The 16,242-nt window shown below is 68.9% G+C and carries 16 protein-coding genes; 14 read left to right on the top strand and 2 right to left on the bottom strand.

Translation table 11 applies throughout. The annotated features are described in order from the left end of the window. The first annotated feature begins 154 nt into the window (after positions 1 to 154). The 4 genes from CKY51_RS21805 to CKY51_RS21790 all read left to right on the top strand — a co-directional run bounded on the left by CKY51_RS21805 (position 155) and on the right by CKY51_RS21790 (position 5,741). On the top strand, positions 155 to 673 hold the full coding sequence (locus CKY51_RS21805; RefSeq protein ID WP_031338613.1) for an RNA polymerase sigma factor: 519 nt from the start codon (positions 155 to 157) through the stop codon (positions 671 to 673). Beyond that, positions 666 to 1,757: a FecR family protein gene (locus tag CKY51_RS21800; RefSeq protein WP_022971020.1), complete on the top strand. Its 1,092-nt coding sequence runs from the start codon at positions 666 to 668 to the stop codon at positions 1,755 to 1,757. The genes CKY51_RS21805 and CKY51_RS21800 overlap by 8 nt, the downstream gene beginning before the upstream one ends. Before the next feature lie 211 nt (positions 1,758 to 1,968). Further along, positions 1,969 to 4,467, top strand: a complete 2,499-nt coding sequence (locus CKY51_RS21795; RefSeq protein ID WP_152249997.1) for a TonB-dependent receptor — start codon at positions 1,969 to 1,971, stop codon at positions 4,465 to 4,467. After that, positions 4,467 to 5,741 carry a histidine-type phosphatase gene (locus CKY51_RS21790; RefSeq protein ID WP_038219029.1) on the top strand — a complete coding sequence of 425 codons (1,275 nt, stop codon included), beginning with the start codon at positions 4,467 to 4,469 and terminating at the stop codon, positions 5,739 to 5,741. The genes CKY51_RS21795 and CKY51_RS21790 overlap by 1 nt, the downstream gene beginning before the upstream one ends. A 118-nt stretch (positions 5,742 to 5,859) precedes the next feature. Here CKY51_RS21790 and CKY51_RS21785 read toward each other — a convergent pair whose 3' ends face one another. Together CKY51_RS21785 and CKY51_RS21780 are read right to left on the bottom strand one after the other, a co-directional pair. Continuing rightward, positions 5,860 to 6,654 carry a siderophore-interacting protein gene (locus CKY51_RS21785; RefSeq protein WP_022970687.1) on the bottom strand — a complete coding sequence of 265 codons (795 nt, stop codon included), beginning with the start codon at positions 6,652 to 6,654 and terminating at the stop codon, positions 5,860 to 5,862. An 80-nt stretch (positions 6,655 to 6,734) separates the two neighbouring features. After that, positions 6,735 to 7,271, bottom strand: coding sequence for a PadR family transcriptional regulator (locus CKY51_RS21780; protein ID WP_022970688.1), 537 nt, complete (start codon positions 7,269 to 7,271; stop codon positions 6,735 to 6,737). A gap of 278 nt (positions 7,272 to 7,549) precedes the next feature. On the opposite strand from CKY51_RS21780, the gene mdcA reads away from it, so the two are divergent. The 10 genes from mdcA to CKY51_RS21730 all read left to right on the top strand — a co-directional run. Next, the gene (mdcA, locus tag CKY51_RS21775; RefSeq protein ID WP_022970689.1) at positions 7,550 to 9,196 is read left to right on the top strand and encodes a malonate decarboxylase subunit alpha; all 1,647 of its coding nucleotides are present in this window, start codon (positions 7,550 to 7,552) and stop codon (positions 9,194 to 9,196) included. Between the two features lie 9 nt (positions 9,197 to 9,205). Then, a complete protein-coding gene (gene mdcC / locus CKY51_RS21770) occupies positions 9,206 to 9,523 on the top strand; it encodes a malonate decarboxylase acyl carrier protein (protein ID WP_152249995.1) in 318 nt (105 codons plus the stop codon). Continuing rightward, a complete protein-coding gene (locus CKY51_RS23010) occupies positions 9,520 to 9,708 on the top strand; it encodes a hypothetical protein (protein ID WP_425509543.1) in 189 nt (62 codons plus the stop codon). The genes mdcC and CKY51_RS23010 overlap by 4 nt, the downstream gene beginning before the upstream one ends. A gap of 124 nt (positions 9,709 to 9,832) precedes the next feature. After that, on the top strand, positions 9,833 to 10,729 hold the full coding sequence (locus CKY51_RS21760) for a biotin-independent malonate decarboxylase subunit beta (RefSeq protein WP_031339914.1): 897 nt from the start codon (positions 9,833 to 9,835) through the stop codon (positions 10,727 to 10,729). Beyond that, the gene (mdcE, locus tag CKY51_RS21755; RefSeq protein WP_022972658.1) at positions 10,726 to 11,430 is read left to right on the top strand and encodes a biotin-independent malonate decarboxylase subunit gamma; all 705 of its coding nucleotides are present in this window, start codon (positions 10,726 to 10,728) and stop codon (positions 11,428 to 11,430) included. The genes CKY51_RS21760 and mdcE overlap by 4 nt, the downstream gene beginning before the upstream one ends. Before the next feature lie 3 nt (positions 11,431 to 11,433). Further along, positions 11,434 to 12,072 (top strand): malonate decarboxylase holo-[acyl-carrier-protein] synthase, encoded by a 639-nt coding sequence (gene mdcG, locus CKY51_RS21750; RefSeq protein WP_152249993.1) that lies wholly within the window; start codon positions 11,434 to 11,436, stop codon positions 12,070 to 12,072. A gap of 158 nt (positions 12,073 to 12,230) precedes the next feature. After that, positions 12,231 to 13,097: a triphosphoribosyl-dephospho-CoA synthase MdcB gene (gene mdcB / locus CKY51_RS21745; protein WP_031339912.1), complete on the top strand. Its 867-nt coding sequence runs from the start codon at positions 12,231 to 12,233 to the stop codon at positions 13,095 to 13,097. Continuing rightward, the gene (gene mdcH / locus CKY51_RS21740) at positions 13,094 to 14,014 is read left to right on the top strand and encodes a malonate decarboxylase subunit epsilon (RefSeq protein ID WP_022972655.1); all 921 of its coding nucleotides are present in this window, start codon (positions 13,094 to 13,096) and stop codon (positions 14,012 to 14,014) included. The genes mdcB and mdcH overlap by 4 nt, the downstream gene beginning before the upstream one ends. An 87-nt stretch (positions 14,015 to 14,101) precedes the next feature. Next, positions 14,102 to 15,457, top strand: a complete 1,356-nt coding sequence (locus CKY51_RS21735; RefSeq protein WP_022972654.1) for an SLC13 family permease — start codon at positions 14,102 to 14,104, stop codon at positions 15,455 to 15,457. Positions 15,458 to 15,530: 73 nt separating this feature from the next. Beyond that, the coding region (locus tag CKY51_RS21730) for a GntR family transcriptional regulator (protein WP_152249991.1) at positions 15,531 to 16,242 on the top strand (712 nt) is incomplete at its 3' end.

Here is a 16,242-nt window from a genome sequence, read left to right as displayed (position 1 = left end):
ATCACGCCACAGGCCCGCCTCGGCGGGCCTGTGGCGTGATGGGCCAGGCACAGCGCGCAAGCTGCGCACCGTGCCCGGCCGGAGCGGCTGTCATCGAGACGTCATCTGCGCCGCGCAGGCTCGAGGCCTCTCTGTGAGCCAGTTCGTCTCCGTCGTGCGCGCCGATGCATCGCTGCTGCTGTCCCGGCTGTTCCTGCAATGCCGGCCCTCGCTCAACCGCTATTTCCTGCGTCGCCGCGCACCTGCCTGGGATGCCGAGGACTTGGTGCAGGAGGTGTACCTGCGCCTGCAGCGCAGCCAGGTGCACGCCGGCGAGATCGCCAATCCCGAGGCCTATCTGTTCACCATCGCGGCCAATCTGCTCAAGGAGCAGGGCATGCGGCAGCAGCGCCAGGGGCAGGGCACCACCGCGTTGGACCACTGCGTGGACGAGGCGTTGTCGGTGCCGTTCCAGGCCGACAGCGAACTGCATGCCGAGCAACGTCGCGAGCGACTGGCGCTGTTGATGCAGCAGCTGCCGCCGCGGTGCCGCGCGGCGATGGTGCTGCGCTACCGTGAAGGACTGGATCACCGGCAGATCGCCACGCGGCTGCAGATCTCCGTGCCGATGGTCAAGAAACACATCGCCCGTGGCGTGGCGCTGTGCCGGGTAGGAATGGACGGTTATGGCTGAGTCGCGTCCATCCGCTGCCCGCGGCACTGCACAAGCGGCCGCCGACTGGTATCTGCTGCTGCACGAAGGCCAAGCCAGCGCCTCGCAACAGGCGGCGTTCCTGGCTTGGCTGCGTGCCTCGCCAGCGCACGTGGCCGAGTATCTGGCCGTCGTCCGCCTGTTCGACGACCTGCCGGCGGCGGCGCAGCGGCAGACGACGGCCGTCGATGAACTCTGTCGGCGCGCGCTACACGACGAGGGCGTGGTGGTGCCGTTGCGGCCCAGCGGTGTCGCCGACCGCGCACCGCCACAGCTGCCAGCGCAGCGCGCACGCAAGCGACCTGCCGTCCTGCGCGGGTGGGCGTTGGCAGCCTGCGTGGTGGTGGCGTTGACGAGCGCAGCCTGGCTGCTGCGGCCACCGACGTTACCGGCCGGCGTGGTCTATCGCGCCACGCCGACGACCGGCCGCAGCCTCGTCCTGTCCGACGGCAGTCACGTGCAGCTGGATCGTGGCAGCGCGATCGTGGTGCGCTACACCGCCCAGCGGCGGCGGATCGACGTGCTGCAGGGCGCGGCCCTGTTCGATGTCGACCACGATGCCGCGCGGCCCTTGCAGGTGTGGAGCGGCCAGGTGCTGCTGCGCGATATCGGCACCGTGTTCGGTGTGCAGCACGATGGCTCGGCGACCGTACGCATCACCGTCCTCAGCGGCCAGGTGCAGGTGCGTGCGCAACCGGCGGCGTGGCTGGCGCGCTGGCGCGACGCCGGCGACGCGCTGGCCGATTTGCATGCTGGCCAGCAGCTGCGCCTGGATGCCGGCGGGCAGGTGCTGGCGCTGGAGACGCACGCCGACCTGGCCGCCGCCACCGCTTGGCTGCCCGATCGGGTCAGCCTGCACGACCAGCCGCTGGCCGAGGTGGCGCGACGCTTCAATGCCTTCACGACGGTGCCGCTGGCGATCGACGATCCCCTGCTGGCCCAGCGTCGCGTCAGCGGCGTGTTCCATCTGCGCGACAGCGAGGCCTTCCTGGCCTATCTATCGACACTGCCGGGCGTGCGGATCGAACGCGACCCGCAGAAGATCCGCGTCCACGCGTTGCGCTGACGCGTCGGCCAGGCGCTGCACGGCAAGGAAGCGCCCGTGGCGCGCTATGCCATGGCGGCCGTGTGTGCCCCGCTAGTCCCATGGCCGGCAGCCTGTCAAAAAAAATTCACGAACGGCGAGGTGTCCGTGGCGGCCGCAACGGCACTCATGTACGGGGTCGGTCGCGCTGTCTGCGTGATCTCCCGCCCACTTCCGTTGGAATGATGTCCGCATGCGCCATCCGCTCGCCCTTCAGATCGCCCTGCTGCTCGCGACCTTGCCGCCTACCCTCACCGCGGTGGCAGCCGCAGCGCCGGCCCAGGCGGCTCCCGCCATCGCCCCCGCCAGCCTGGACACGGTGCTGGAGCAGTTCGCCCAGGCCAGCGGCCTGCAACTGATCTACGACCCAGCGCTGACCGCGCACCTGCGCAGTCCGGGCGCGCCGGCCGGCCTGGCGCCGCTGGCGCGGTTGCAACGCCTGCTCGGCGGCACCGGACTGGCGGCGCGCCAGCTCACCGCCACCTCGCTGAGCATCGCCCCGGCCGCCGCGGCTGCAGCATCGCCAGCACCAGCGGCCAAGGCCGCGCCTGCGGAGAGCAGCGCCGAGCGCAACCCCGCACGCGATCTGGCACCGGTCACCGTGGTCGCCAACCAGGTCGACACGCTCGCCCCCAGCGCGCCGCCGCTGGACGCGATCCAACCCACCTCGGTCATCGACGAGCGCTTCATTCGCGACGGCCTGCGCTTCAACGCCAACTACGACGACATCATCAAGTACGCGCCCAGCGTCAGCGTCACCTCGCCGGAAGGGCCGGGCATGGGCAAGAACGAAGGCATCTCGATCCGCGGCTTCCAGGACGGCCAGTTCAACATCACCTTCGACGGCATTCCGTTCGGCGATGCCAGCGATCTGCACCACACCACCTCGGCCTATTTCAACAACCATATCCTCGGCCAGGCCGAGATCGACCGCGGCCCGGGCGGTGGTGCGACCATCGGCAACGCCACCTTCGGCGGCACCGTCGGCCTGCGCTCGCGCGATCCCGGCACGGTGGATGGCATCACTGCCTACGGCACGGTCGGCAGCTGGAACACCGTCGCCGGCGGGGTCAGCGTCGAGCAACACCTGGGTGGCAGCACGCGCCTGCTGGTGGATCTGTCCAAGGAACACAGCGACACCTATCTCGACGGCACCGACGATCGCCGCGAACACGCCTTCATCAAGACCATCAGCGACGTCGGCGAGGCCAGCACGCTGACCTTCGTCACCAGCTACAACCAGGAACACCAGAACACCGTGCAAGGCGCCACCAAGGCGCAGATCGCCGCCAACGGCTGGCGCACCGGCCTGGGCGAGGATCCGGCATTGCAAAACTATGCCGGCTACAACGACGCGGCCTATTACTCCAGTTTCAGCTACCTGGCGCTGCTCACCCAGTGGGGCGGCTGGGACGTGGACAACCGCGTCTACGCCAATACCTTCGACCACCGCGCCGACAAGACCAGCGAGCCGACCAGCGACAGCCTCAAGGACAATGGCGTCACCTTCTACAACGCTGCCGGCAAGAAGATCGGCAAGGCGGCGCTCGATGTGCCGGGCAAGCTGGCCGATAACGACAATCTCGCCTTCGGCGACGTGTTGCGGCTGGCCCATGATCTCGGTCCGGGCGAGCTGAAGACCGGCGTGTGGCTGGAGCGCGCGCTGGACCATCGCTATCAGACGCCGTTGGACATGAGCACGGACATGCCGACCGGCACCAAGTACGGCACCGCCGACAACTACCGGCTCAAGGACCGCACCGACACCGCGCAGCCGTATATCGAGTACGCCTGGCGCCTGAGCGATGCACTGACGCTGGCACCGGGGCTGCGCTACGCCGAGGTCACGCGCCGGCTGAGTGCGGAGTTGAACAAGTCCACCCCGCCGCTGCCGTCCTACACGCACGCCAGCTATTCCGCCTGGCTGCCCTCGCTGAGTCTGCACGAGGCCATCGACGACCACTGGAGCGCCTATGCGCAGGTCGCGCGCGGCGTCCTGGCACCGCCGATCGACGTGATCGAACTCAATGGCGCGCGCGGACTGGATCCGGAGCTGACCACCAACGTGCAGCTTGGCACCGGCTATGCGGACCGCGCATTGACCTTCGGCGTGGACGTGTACCACATCGACTTCAGCAACTTCATCAGCCAGACCCGGGTGGCGACCAGCAGCGGCACCGAGCAGGCCTTCGTCAACGGCGGCGGCGCGGTGTATCGCGGCATCGAGAGCGAAGCCACCGTCGCGCTGAGTCCGACCATCAGCGTCTACGGCAACGCCAGCTACAACGAGGCGACCTACAAGGGCAGCAGCGTGCAGGTGGCGGCGGCGCCGCGCGTCACCGCCACCCTGGGCATGCTCTACAACAGCGGCAGTGGGTGGTACGGCTCGTTGATGGACAAGTTCATCGGTGCGCGCTACGGCGTGGACAACCGCACCGATGCCAGCGGCGCGACCGTGTTCGGCAACGACGAGCGGTTGCCGGCCTATAGCAGCCTGGATGCCGCCGGCGGTTATCGCAGCACGCACGGTCCCTGGAACCTCAAGGGCTATTCGCTCAGCCTGGCGATCAACAACCTGCTCGATACCCATCGGCTGATCGGCTATGCGGGTGCCCGGTCGACCGACAATGCGCCGTTGTACTTCGGCCTGGCCGGCCGCGGCGTGTTCCTCGACCTGTCGGCGACCTTCTGATGCAGACCCTGCGCAATCACCGTCTCGCCCGGACAATGCGGCGTGCACTGCTCGGTCTGGCGCTGTGTCTGCCGACGGCGGCAGCGGTCACCGACGCCGCCGCCGCAAACGCGCAGCTGCGTCTGACCATCGTGCTGGTGCGGCACGGCATCCGTGCACCGACCCAGCCCGGCAGCGAGCTGGATCGCTACAGCGCGCAGCCATGGCCGCAATGGCCGGTGGCCGCGGGCCAGCTGACGCCGCACGGACGGGCTGGCATGCAAGCGCTAGGCGCACGTTATCGCGCACTGCTGGCGCCACCGCTCGGATTGCCAGCCGGTGGCTGCGCGGGCACCGACCAGATCGTCACCATCGCCGACAGCACCGCCCGCAACCACGCCAGCGCGCAGGCACTGCTGCAAGGCATGGCGCCGGCCTGCGCGTTGCACTACCAGGCCTTGCCGGAGGGCGAGCGCAATGCCTTGTTCGATGGCGGCAAGGCACCGGCGCCGCCGGTGCAGCTGGACGCCGGGACGCGCGCGCGGCTGGCGCAGCTGCAGGCGGTGTTGAGCGGCTGCCAGCACGGGCGCTGTGCCGCACCGCCACCGGCGACCCTGCTCTACGATCCGGCCACGCGCGACGGTTCGCCGGCCGCCGCCAGCACGCTGAAGCTGGCCGGTGGACTGGCCGAGAACCTGATGCTGGAGCATGTCGAAGGCTTCGACGCCGCACAGCGAGGCTGGGGTCGGGTGGATCGTGCGGCGGTGGCACACCTCATTGCCCTGCACAACGCCTCGTTCGCCCAGAGCAAGCGCCCGTTGCCGGTGGCCAGCGCAGCGGCGTCCAACCTGCTCGCGCATCTGCTGGCCACCGTCCAGGCAGCCGTCGGGCAAGCGCCGTCGGTGGCGGCACTGGCGCCGCCGTCCACACGGCTGCTGCTGTTGGTTGGCCACGACACCAACCTGGCCACGCTCGGTGGATTGATGGGCGTGCAGTGGCACCGCAGCGATCATCCCGACGACTATCCGCCCGGCGGTGCGCTGGTGCTGGATGTGTTCGAACGCGATGGCATGCCGTTGCTGCGCGTGCGAACCTTGATGCCCAGCCTGGCGGCGTTGCGCAGTGGGCGCTTCGACGGCGATGCGCTGGCCTCGTCCACCCTGGTGTTGCCGGGTTGTCGCGGGCAGGCCCTGTGTCCGTTGCCGCTCGCGCTGGCCTGGCTGCACACGCGCATCGATCCGGCGCAGGTGCAGAAGGCCTTGCCGGAGCTGCGCTCCTGGCCGGCGCAGCCCTGAGCACCCGCCGTGGTCTGCATCTAAACTGTGAGGGAGGGGCAGGGAAGTGCATGCCTGCGCAGATGCAGATGCGCGCGAATGTGGCCGCTTGGCCGCGCCGCTGCGCGCTGCGATGATCTCAGTCGTCGGCGTGCTCGGCGCGCGCCTTCCAATACCCCTTGGCTCGCACGTCGTCTTTGTCCACGCCCAGATGTTCCTCCAGGAACTTGCGCATGGCGCGCGCGCGCATCGACTCGGCGCCGATCCAGTAGAAGGTATCGCCGTCCTCCGGCTCGTAATCGCGCAGGCTGTCTTCCAGCAGCGTGCTGCTGGCGGCATCGACACCGTTGCGCTCCAGCCAGTTCACCCGCACGTCGGCCGCGCTGAGCAGTTCCTGGCGCTCGTCGGCGTCGGCGATCTCGATGAACACCTCGGCCTGCATGTCGGCGGGCATCGCTTCGAGCCAGCGGCCGATCGCCGGCAGCGCGGTTTCGTCGCCTATCAAGACGTAGTGGTCGTAGTCGTCGGCCACCAGGAATGAGCCGCGCGGTCCGCCGATCTTCAGCGCGTCGCCGGGCTGCGCCTGCGCTGCCCAGCTGGCGGCGACACCGTCGCCGTGCAGCACGAAGTCGATGCTCAACTCGCCGCTTTGCGGATCGAAGCTGCGTGGCGTGTAGTCGCGCGCCGGCGACGGCAGCGCGCCGTCCGGATAGCGCGGGCCGTCCGCCGTCATCGTCGGCAGCACGAAGTCGCCCTCGGCGTTGGGGAAGAAGAGCTTGACGTGATCGTCTGGTGCTTCGCTGACGAAGCCGGCCAGTTCGCTGCCGGTCAACACAATGCGGCGCATCAAGGGGGTGATCGCTTCACAGCGCAGTACCTGCAGCGAGCGCAGGCGGGGATCGCGGCGGAGTTGGGTATGGGTGTGGACAGCCATGGGGATGGGGTTCCTGGAAAGCCACGCGGGCGTGATGGGAGAGGGCGCAGACAAGCTGGGGGCTGCGGTGGAGAAGGGCGTCAGGACGCCGGGGGCTCCATGCCGTCGGCGGCGGCGTTGAGCAACGCGGCAATGCGCAGGGTTTCGGCCTCGGTCCATTGGCCATGGCGTGCGAACAGCCCGTGTTTGATGCGGCCGATCGCGTCGCGGATCGGCGCCGGTGTCTGCGCGCGTACTAGCTCGCGCGCGCGCCGATGGGTCCGTGCCAGCGCTGCATCCAGTGCATCGCGTTGGCGTGTCGCGTGGGCGCGACCGTCGGCGGTGACGTGATAGCGCTTGCGCCCCTGCTGCAGATCCGTCTGCACCCAACCCTCCTGTTCCAGCTGTGCCAGCGCCGGATAGATCGCCCCGGCGCTCGGCGTATACAAGCCTTTGAACACGCTGGCGATCTGCTGCATCAGCTCATAGCCATGGCTGGGCTGCTGTTCGATCAGGGCCAGCAAGAGCAGACGCAAGTCGCCATGGCCGAGCGGTCGGCTGCGGCGGCTGCCCAACCGGTGACGGTCGTCGATGGCCGGATCCGGGGTCTGTGGCGGGGGTGTGCCGGTGGGTTTCATTCGATATATCGAAGTTTGAGGAAACGATATATCGAAATCGCGGGGCCGGCAAGCACCGCCGTTTCTTCGGGCAGCCGCGCCGGCATCGGGTGTCATCGATGCGGCGGCCGCGCCATCCGACGCCGTTGGGCTGCAGTCGCCGCCACCGAGCCGAGGGATAGACACACCAGACACCCGACGCACCGCCGATGCTGCAACGCGGCTCGACGCGCCTCATTGTCATAATTACGATGTAATTATTACGACATTACGGGCAGCAGCCCGGGCGAGGCGCGCGCATGAGTCGACAGTGGGACACCCAGGCAGAGGGCCGGCGACGGCGCCTGCAGCGCGCCGCTGGCCTGGCACCGCAGGGCCGCGTGGTTGCGGCCGACGACGCCATCGCGCTGTTGGAGGCGGTGATCGAACCCGGCGACCGTGTCTGCCTGGAAGGCAACAACCAGAAGCAGGCCGATTTCCTGGCGCGTTGCCTGACCGAGGTGGATCCGGCGCGGGTGCACGGGCTGCACATGGTGCAATCGGTGCTGTCGCTGCCAGCGCATCTGGACGTGTTCGAACGCGGCATTGCCGAGCGGCTGGACTTCTCCTTCTCCGGTCCGCAGGCCGCGCGCCTGGCCGGACTGGTCGCCGAGGGCCGCATCGCGATCGGTGCCATCCACACCTACCTGGAATTGTTCGGCCGCTACTTCATCGACCTGACCCCGCAGGTGGCGCTGGTCACCGCGCAGGCAGCCGATCGCCACGGCAATCTCTACACCGGCCCCAACACCGAAGACACGCCGGTGATCGTCGAGGCCACCGCGTTCAAAGGCGGCATTGTCATTGCCCAGGTCAACGAGATCCTCGACAGTTTGCCGCGCGTGGATATCCCCGCCGACTGGGTGGACTTCGTCACCCAGGCGCCCAAGCCCAACCATATCGAACCCTTGTTCACCCGCGACCCGGCGCAGATCTCCGAGATCCAGGTGCTGATGGGGATGATGGCGATCAAGGGCATCTACGCCGAATACGGCGTGGACCGGCTCAATCACGGCATCGGCTTCGACACCGCTGCGATCGAATTGCTGCTGCCGACCTATGCCGACGCACTCGGCTTGAAAGGCAAGATTTGCAGGCACTGGGCGCTCAATCCGCACCCGGCGCTGATTCCGGCGATCGAATCGGGCTTCGTGCAGTCGGTGCATTCGTTCGGTTCGGAGTTGGGCATGGAGGCCTACCTGGCCGCGCGCCCGGACATCTTCTTTGCCGGTGCCGACGGCAGCATGCGCTCCAACCGCGCGCTGTCGCAGACCGCCGGCCTGTACGCCTGCGACATGTTCATCGGCTCCACCTTGCAGATCGATCTGCAGGGCAATAGTTCCACCGCCACCCGCGATCGCATCGCCGGCTTCGGCGGTGCGCCCAACATGGGCTCGGATGCGCGTGGTCGTCGTCATGCCAGCCCAGCGTGGCTCAAGGCCGGCCAGGAAGCGGCGCGTCCGGGCGAAATGCCGCGCGGGCGCAAGCTGGTGGTGCAGATGGTGGAGACCTTCCGCGAACACATGGCGCCGGCCTTCGTCGACACGCTCGATGCCTGGGAACTGGCCGAGCGCGCCCAGCTGCCGCTGCCGCCGGTGATGATCTATGGCGACGACGTCAGCCATGTGCTCACCGAGGAAGGCATCGCCAACCTGCTGCTGTGTCGCACGCCGGAAGAGCGCGAACAGGCGATTCGCGGCGTGGCCGGCTACACCGCGGTGGGCCTGGCACGCGACAAGCGCATGGTCGAGAACCTGCGCGACCGCGGTGTGATCAAGCGGCCGGACGATCTGGGCATTCGCCCACGCGATGCCACCCGTGACCTGCTCGCTGCACGCACGGTCAAGGATCTGGTGCGGTGGTCCGGCGGCCTGTACGACCCGCCGAAACGTTTCCGCAACTGGTAGGGGCAACGCATGGAAACCCTGCGATATCGCTTCGAAGGCCAACAGAGAGCGCGCGCCGGGCTGGAGCACGCGCTGGTCGGCGTGGTCGCCTCCGGCAACCTGGAGGTATTGGTCGAGCGCGTGCCGCTCGACGGCGCGATGGAGATCGAGATCCTCACGGCCGCACGCGGCTTCGGCGCGATTTGGCAAGCGGTGCTGGACGACTTCGCCGCACGTCATCCGCTGCGCGATGTGCGCATCAGCATCAACGATGTCGGTGCCACCCCGGCGGTGGTCAGTCTGCGGCTGGAGCAGGCGCTGGACGTGCTGCAGGGAGCCGCCGTATGAGCTGCCCCTCTCACCCCGTAGGAGCGCACCTGGGCGCGACTGCAGCGTTACCGAGAACGGCCGTCGCGCCCAGGTGCGCTCCTACGCATGTGCGCATCAGCATCAACGATGTCGGTGCCACCCCGGCGGTGGTCAGTCTGCGGCTGGAGCAGGCGCTGGACGTGCTGCAGGGAGCCGCCGTATGAGCCGCCCTTCTCACCCCGTAGGAGCGCACCTGGGCGCGACTGCAGCGTTACCGAGAACGCCCGTCGCGCCCAGGTGCGCTCCTACGCATGTCGTCGGGAGAGACGGATGAACGCCACCATTGCGATGGCTGCGCGCAGCTACTACGAGGCCGATGCGCGCGAGCGGATCGATGGCCTGCTCGACGTCGGCAGTTTTCGCGAATTCGTCGGCCCGCGTCGGCGCCTGACCAGCCCGCATCTGGCCCAGCTCGACACCCCCGGCGCGTTCGACGATGGCATCGTCGTCGGCGAAGGCCGCCTGCGTGGTCGCCAGGTGTTGATCGCCGCGCAACAGGGCGCCTTCATGGGCGGCGGCGTCGGCGAGGTGCATGGCGCCAAGCTCACCGGCCTGCTCGAACGCGCGCTGGCCACCCAGCCGGCGGCCGTGCTGTTGCTGCTGGATACCGGCGGTGTGCGCCTGCACGAAGCCAATGCCGGATTGATCGCGATTTCCGAGATCCTGCGCGCCACCCTGGCTGCACGTGCGGCCGGGGTACCGGTGCTGGCGCTGATCGGCAGCGGCAATGGCGCCTTCGGCGGCATGGGCATCGTGGCGCGCTGCTGCAGCACGGTGATCATGTCCGAGGAGGGCCGCCTGTCGCTGTCCGGTCCGGATGTGATCGAAACCGTGCGCGGGGTTGAAGAGTTCGACGCCCGCGATCGCGCGCTGGTCTGGCGCATCACCGGCGGCAAGCACCGCTATCTGCTGGGCGAGGCGCACCAGCTGGTGGCCGATCGCATCGGCGCGTTCGCCGATGCGGCCGCCGCCGCACTCGATACCCTTGCCGAACCCGACGGCGATGCGGCGCTGCACGCGCTGGAGCAGGCGCACGCGCAGTTGACCGCACGCATCGCTGCCTATGGCGATTGCCGCGATGGTCTGGAGATCTGGCAGCGCCAGGGCATCGTCGATGCGCAGCGCTTACCGCTGCTGGACACCGAGGCATTCCTCGCCGCCACTGCCGACCGGAGCACGCCATGAGCCTGGACACCTTGCTGGACCGGCTGTTCCCGCTCGGCCATGCGATCGCCCGCAACGACGACGTGCTGACCGGCAGCGCCACCACCGCCGTCGGCGAGGTCACGGTGATCGGCACTGCCAACCGGCTGGAGGTGGGCGTGGACCATGCGCTGGCGCTGGCGGCCACCGTGCTGGCCAGCACCCGTGCGCATCCGCAGCGGCCGATCGTGATGCTGGCCGACACCGCCGGCCAGCGCCTGGCGCGGCGCGACGAATTGCTGGGGATCAACGGGTACTTCGCCCACTTGGCCAGCGCATTGGAGTTGGCACGTCGGCGTGGTGCGCGCCTGATCACCCTGGTCTATGGCGAGGCCGTGAGCGGTGGCTTCCTGTCGTTCGGTTTGATGGCCGACCACATCCATGCCCTGCCGCAGGCGCAGGTGCGGGTGATGGATCTGCGCGCGATGGCACGCGTGACCAAGCAGTCGGTGGACACCTTGCAGGCCTTGAGCGCCACCTCGCCGGTCTTCGCGCCCGGGGTGGAGAACTATGTGGCGATGGGCGCGGTGCAAACGCTGTGGGACGGCGACCTTGCGCAGGCGCTGCTGGACGCATTGGCCAGCCCAAGCACGGGCGACACGCGACGTGCATTGGGGGCAGAGCGCGGTGGGCGGCGCTTGGCGCGCGATGTCGCTGCCGCCGTGGCCGCCGGCGAGGCGTGAGCGATGGCCGGCCGGCATACGCTGGTGTGGTTGCGCGCCGACGCCCACTGGCAGGCGCTGACGCCGGCCGCGCAGCCGCGGCTGCAGGCCTGGTTTGCTGCCGGCTTGCCGGCAGTGGTCGCACGGCGCGATGGCAGCGAGGCCGCTGGCATGCTGCGGCTGGGCGTGCCGCTGCCGCCGGCCGAAGGCAAACAGCGGCTGGCGCTGTGCGTTGCGCTGCGTGGACTGGCCCGCACGGCACCGCCGCTGCCGCTGCACGCGTTGCTCGCTGTCGCCGGTCTGCCACAACACGCGGCCTTGCAGGCCTTACTGGTCGATGCGCAACGGCAGGGCGTGCAGCCGCGTGTATTCGGTAGTTTCGCCTGGCAGGCGTTGACCGGGCTGGCCTACGTGCATGCGGCATCGGATCTGGATCTGCTGTGGACGGTCACCACGCCGGCGCAGGCCGACACGGTGGTGGCGCTGTTGCAACGCTGGGAGCGCCGGTATCGGCTGCGCGCCGATGGCGAGTTGCTGCTGGATGTCGGCGCGGTGAATTGGCGCGAATACGCCGGCCAGGCCAGCCAGCTCTTGCTGAAGAGCGACCACGGCTGCCGTCTGCTGCCGCGCGCGGCGCTGTTCCCGGTATGGAGCGCCGCATGAGCCGGCTTGCCTGCTGTCAGCCAGACGTGCCTGCGGCAGCGGCGCAGCGGGATACGCTCGCCCGCGCTGCGGGTGATGTCTGCAGTCCCGCAGACACGGCTGGCATCGCGCCGCATGTGCTGCGTGACGAGGCAGTGCCGCGTGTCGCTCCGGTGTCGATGCCGTCTGGCGAACGCGCGGCTTGGTCGCATCCACGCAGTAGCGCCAACCCACTGGCACATCGGCTCGGGCGCCTTGCGGTCGGTGCGCTCTACGCCGAGCTGGCCTGCGCGCCCAAGCCCGGCCTGGTGACGCCATTCGATCGCGGCAGTCATGCCGACATGGATGCCTCCACCTTCCTGCGCAGCCTGTTCGCCCTGCGTGGCTATTTCGTCGCCATCGCCCGGGCCGGCGGCGACGCTGCGCCGTTCGCGCAGTTGCGCCAGCTGGGCCTTACCGCCGAAGCGGCGATGCTGCGCGCCACCGGCGGCATCAATACCCATCGCGGTGCCATCTTCAGTCTGGGCCTGCTCACCGCCCAGGCCGCTCGACTCCATGCAATGCAGGGGCATCCTGCACGTGGCGAAGTGGTCTGCGCCGCGGTTGCACAGTGGCAGGACGCCCTGCGTGGCGCGCCTCTGGATCCGCACAGCAATGGGCAGCGCGCACGCGCGCGGCATCAGGTCGGTGGCGTGCGCGAGCAGGCCGCGGCGGGCTACCCGCTGCTGCAACATCTCGCGCTGCCGCAGTTGCGCGCGGCGTTGCAGTCCGGTGCCGATGCCGCCGCCGCGCTGTCACAGACCTTGCTGCAGCTGATTGCCGAGGTCGACGATCTGAACCTGCTGCATCGCGGCGGCCGCGCGGGCCTGGCGTTCGCACAAGCGCAGGCGCGCGACTTCCTGGCCGCCGGTGGTATCGCCCAGCCGCAGTGGCGGCAGCGGCTGGCACGGATCGGCGACGCCTTCGTTGCCCGCAATCTCAGCCCTGGCGGCAGTGCCGACCTGTTGGCCTGCGCCTGGTTTCTGCATCGGCAGGAACACGCATGAGTCTGGCCCTGCTGTGTTCCGGGCAGGGAGGCCAGCACGCGGCGATGTTCGCGCACGTGCATGCGCAGCCGGCCGCCGCCGAGTTGCTTGCGCAGGCGGCCCAGCTGTTGGGCGACAGCCCCGACGCGCTCGCGGCCGGCGCGCTGCGTTACCGCAACCGCATTGCCCAGCCGCTGGTCTGCGCGGCCGCGCTGGCGCAGTGGCAGGTGCTGCGCACGCAGTTGCCCACACCGTTGCTGGTGCTCGGCTACAGCGTCGGCGAACTGGCCGCGCATGCGGTGGCCGGCAGCATCGATGCACGCAGCTGCCTGCAATTGGCCGCCGCGCGCGCTGAACTGATGGATGCGGCCAGTCCTGCGGATGCGGGATTGATGGCCGTGCTCGGGTGGCCGCTGCGCCTGCTCGTACCGGCCTGCCAGCAGCACGGCGTCGCAGTGGCCATCGTCAATGGCAACGACCATGCGGTGGTGGGTGGCGCGCGCGCAGGATTGCAGAGTCTCGCGAACGCGCTGCAGGCCGGCGGCGCACGCTGCACGCCACTGCCGGTCGACGTTCCGGCCCATACGCCCTGGCTGCGCGCTGCCGCCGACGGCTTTGCCGCGCAGCTCCATGCGGCCCACGTGCGCGCGCCGCAGCGGCGCGTGCTGGCCGGCATCGATGCGCGCGCGGTGAGCACGCCGGCGGCGGTGATCCACAGCCTGTCGGCGCAGATCGCCCAGACCGTGCACTGGCATGACGTCCTGGTGCAGGCCGCCGAGCGCGGCGCACGGGTGTTTCTCGAACTCGGCCCCGGGAGCGCGCTGGCGCGCATGGCGCGCGAGCTGTTGCCGGGCTGCGAAGCACGCGCCGTCGACGAATTCCATGGCACCGACGGCGTGCTCGCCTGGGTGCAGGCTGCCTGCGAGCGCGCTGCGTGAGCGGGTGGAGGCGGTGCGTGGCGGAGTGACCCGGGGATGGCGGGTGGCCATCCGTGCTGTACGCGAATCAGGTGTCTGGGAGGGCGCATGACCCCGCAAATTGCAACGATTCTTGGTTTGGTGATCATGTTCATCGTCGCCACCGCCTTGCCCATCAACATGGGTGCGGTGGCCTTCGCGCTGGCGTTCATCGTTGGCGGGGTGTGGGTAGGCCTGGGCGGCAAGGAGGTGTTGGCCGGCTTTCCCGGCGATCTGTTCCTCACCCTGGTCGGCATCACGTATTTGTTCGCCATCGCGCAGAAGAACGGCACCATCGATCTGCTGGTGCATTGGGCCGTGCGTGCGGTGCGCGGCCGCATCGTCGCCATCCCGTGGGTGATGTTCGTGGTCACCGGCCTGCTCACCGCCTTCGGTGCGCTCGGCCCGGCGGCGGTGGCCATCATCGGCCCAGTGGCGCTGCGCTTTGCCAAGCAATACCGCATCAATCCGCTGCTGATGGGCTTGCTGGTGATTCACGGCGCGCAGGGCGGCGGCTTCTCGCCGATCAGCGTGTATGGCGGCATCACCAACAAGGTGGTCGAGAAGTCGGGGCTGGATGTCAGCGAAATGGCGGTGTTCCTGACCAGCCTGGGCTTCAATCTGCTGATGGCGATCCTGTGCTTCTTCGTCTTTGGTGGCATGGCGTTGCTGCGGCGCCAGGAAGTCTCGCTGGCCGATGCGCAGTACGTGCCGGTGGCCGCCGACCAGGCGTCCAAGCGGCCGTTCGCCATCGAGGGCCACGGCGCGCTGGTGGCGGCCGGCGGCGGCACGCTGTCGACCAATCCGCTGGCGCTGGAGACCGTCTCGTTGACCCGCGATCGCCTGATCACCTTGATCGGCCTGCTCGGCCTGGGCATCGCCGCACTGGTCTACAACCTCAATGTCGGCCTGGTGTCGATCACCGTGGCGGTGGCGTTGGCCTTGATCGCGCCGAATGCGCAAAAGGGCGCGGTCGATGGCATCAGCTGGTCGACCGTCTTGCTGATCAGCGGCGTGGTCACCTACATCGCCGTGCTGGAAAAGGCCGGTGCGGTGGACTACATCGGCGATGGCGTCTCGCAGATCGGCATGCCGCTGTTGGGCGCACTGCTGGTCTGTTATGTCGGCGGTATCGTGTCGGCCTTCGCGTCGTCGGCGGCGGTGCTGGGCGCCACCATCCCGCTGGCGGTGCCCTTCCTGATGCAGGGCCATCTGAGCGCGGCCGGGGTGATTTGCGCGTTGGCGATTTCGTCCACCGTGGTCGACGTCAGTCCGTTCTCGACCAACGGCGCGCTGGTGGTGGCCTCGGCCGCCAAGGAAGAGCGCGATGCGCTGTTCCGTCGCTTCCTGATCTACAGCGGGCTGGTGGTCGTGTTGGGTCCGCTGGGGGCCTGGTTGTTGTTCGTGGTGCCGGGCTGGCTGTGAGCCTGCGGCACGGCAACGGCGGGCGCCCCGCTAGAATGGGCGCCCCGTCCATCGCGCCAACGATCCGCCTGCCATGACCCTCGCTCCCGAATCGCGCAGCACCCGCCGGCGCGTCCCGCTCTACGAGGAAGTGGCCGAGCGCCTGCGGCAGAAGATCTACGACTACCTGCTGCCGCCAGGCGAGTGGATCGACGAGCCGGCGCTGGCCGAGGAGCTGGGCATCAGCCGCACGCCGCTGCGCGAGAGCCTGAAGCTGCTGGCCGCCGAGGGATTGGTGCAGATCGATGCCGGCCGCGGTGCCCGCGTCACCCGGCTTTCGCTGGAAGATTTGAATCAGCTGTTCCCGGTGATGGCGATGCTGGAGGGGCGGTGCGCCCACGATGCGGTCAGCCGCATCGATGCCGACGGCGTGCAGCGGCTGGAGGAGCTGCATGCGGCGATGGAGGCCGCCGCGGCGATCGGCGATTTGGCCGAGTATTACCGCAACAACTATCTCATCCACGAGACGGTGCAGCACTACGCTGGCAATCCGTGGTTGATCCGGGTGACCCACGATCTGCATCGTATCCTCAAGATGCATCGCGGGCGGCAGTTGTTGACGCCCGGCCGCATGGCGCAGTCGCTGGAAGAGCATCGTGCGTTGATGGAGTGCGTGCGGCGAGGCGATGCGTTGGGGGCGGAGCAGACGATGCAGCGGCATCTGCTCAGTCAGGGGCGGGCGTTGGCGGCGTATGTGGCTCACCTCTCCGCGCCCACGCGGCGGACTCCTATATCGTATGTCGTCT

Source organism: Xanthomonas maliensis, from assembly GCF_009192945.1.
Lineage (GTDB): Bacteria > Pseudomonadota > Gammaproteobacteria > Xanthomonadales > Xanthomonadaceae > Xanthomonas > Xanthomonas maliensis.
Note: the sequence above shows the minus strand (reverse complement) of the source record. Positions and strands in the feature narration are given on the sequence as shown.

Excerpts from the sequence above, each read along its gene's own strand:
- mdcC (WP_152249995.1), top strand. The coding sequence starts at position 9,206 with ATGGAAACCCTGCGATATCGCTTCGAAGGCCAACAGAGAGCGCGCGCC.
- mdcG (WP_152249993.1), top strand. The coding sequence starts at position 11,434 with ATGGCCGGCCGGCATACGCTGGTGTGGTTGCGCGCCGACGCCCACTGG.
- mdcA (WP_022970689.1), top strand. The coding sequence starts at position 7,550 with ATGAGTCGACAGTGGGACACCCAGGCAGAGGGCCGGCGACGGCGCCTG.
- CKY51_RS21780 (WP_022970688.1), bottom strand. The coding sequence starts at position 7,271 with ATGAAACCCACCGGCACACCCCCGCCACAGACCCCGGATCCGGCCATC.
- CKY51_RS23010 (WP_425509543.1), top strand. The coding sequence starts at position 9,520 with ATGAGCTGCCCCTCTCACCCCGTAGGAGCGCACCTGGGCGCGACTGCA.
- mdcE (WP_022972658.1), top strand. The coding sequence starts at position 10,726 with ATGAGCCTGGACACCTTGCTGGACCGGCTGTTCCCGCTCGGCCATGCG.
- CKY51_RS21735 (WP_022972654.1), top strand. The coding sequence starts at position 14,102 with ATGACCCCGCAAATTGCAACGATTCTTGGTTTGGTGATCATGTTCATC.
- CKY51_RS21790 (WP_038219029.1), top strand. The coding sequence starts at position 4,467 with ATGCAGACCCTGCGCAATCACCGTCTCGCCCGGACAATGCGGCGTGCA.
- mdcB (WP_031339912.1), top strand. The coding sequence starts at position 12,231 with ATGCCGTCTGGCGAACGCGCGGCTTGGTCGCATCCACGCAGTAGCGCC.
- CKY51_RS21785 (WP_022970687.1), bottom strand. The coding sequence starts at position 6,654 with ATGGCTGTCCACACCCATACCCAACTCCGCCGCGATCCCCGCCTGCGC.
- CKY51_RS21795 (WP_152249997.1), top strand. The coding sequence starts at position 1,969 with ATGCGCCATCCGCTCGCCCTTCAGATCGCCCTGCTGCTCGCGACCTTG.
- CKY51_RS21800 (WP_022971020.1), top strand. The coding sequence starts at position 666 with ATGGCTGAGTCGCGTCCATCCGCTGCCCGCGGCACTGCACAAGCGGCC.
- CKY51_RS21760 (WP_031339914.1), top strand. The coding sequence starts at position 9,833 with ATGGCTGCGCGCAGCTACTACGAGGCCGATGCGCGCGAGCGGATCGAT.
- mdcH (WP_022972655.1), top strand. The coding sequence starts at position 13,094 with ATGAGTCTGGCCCTGCTGTGTTCCGGGCAGGGAGGCCAGCACGCGGCG.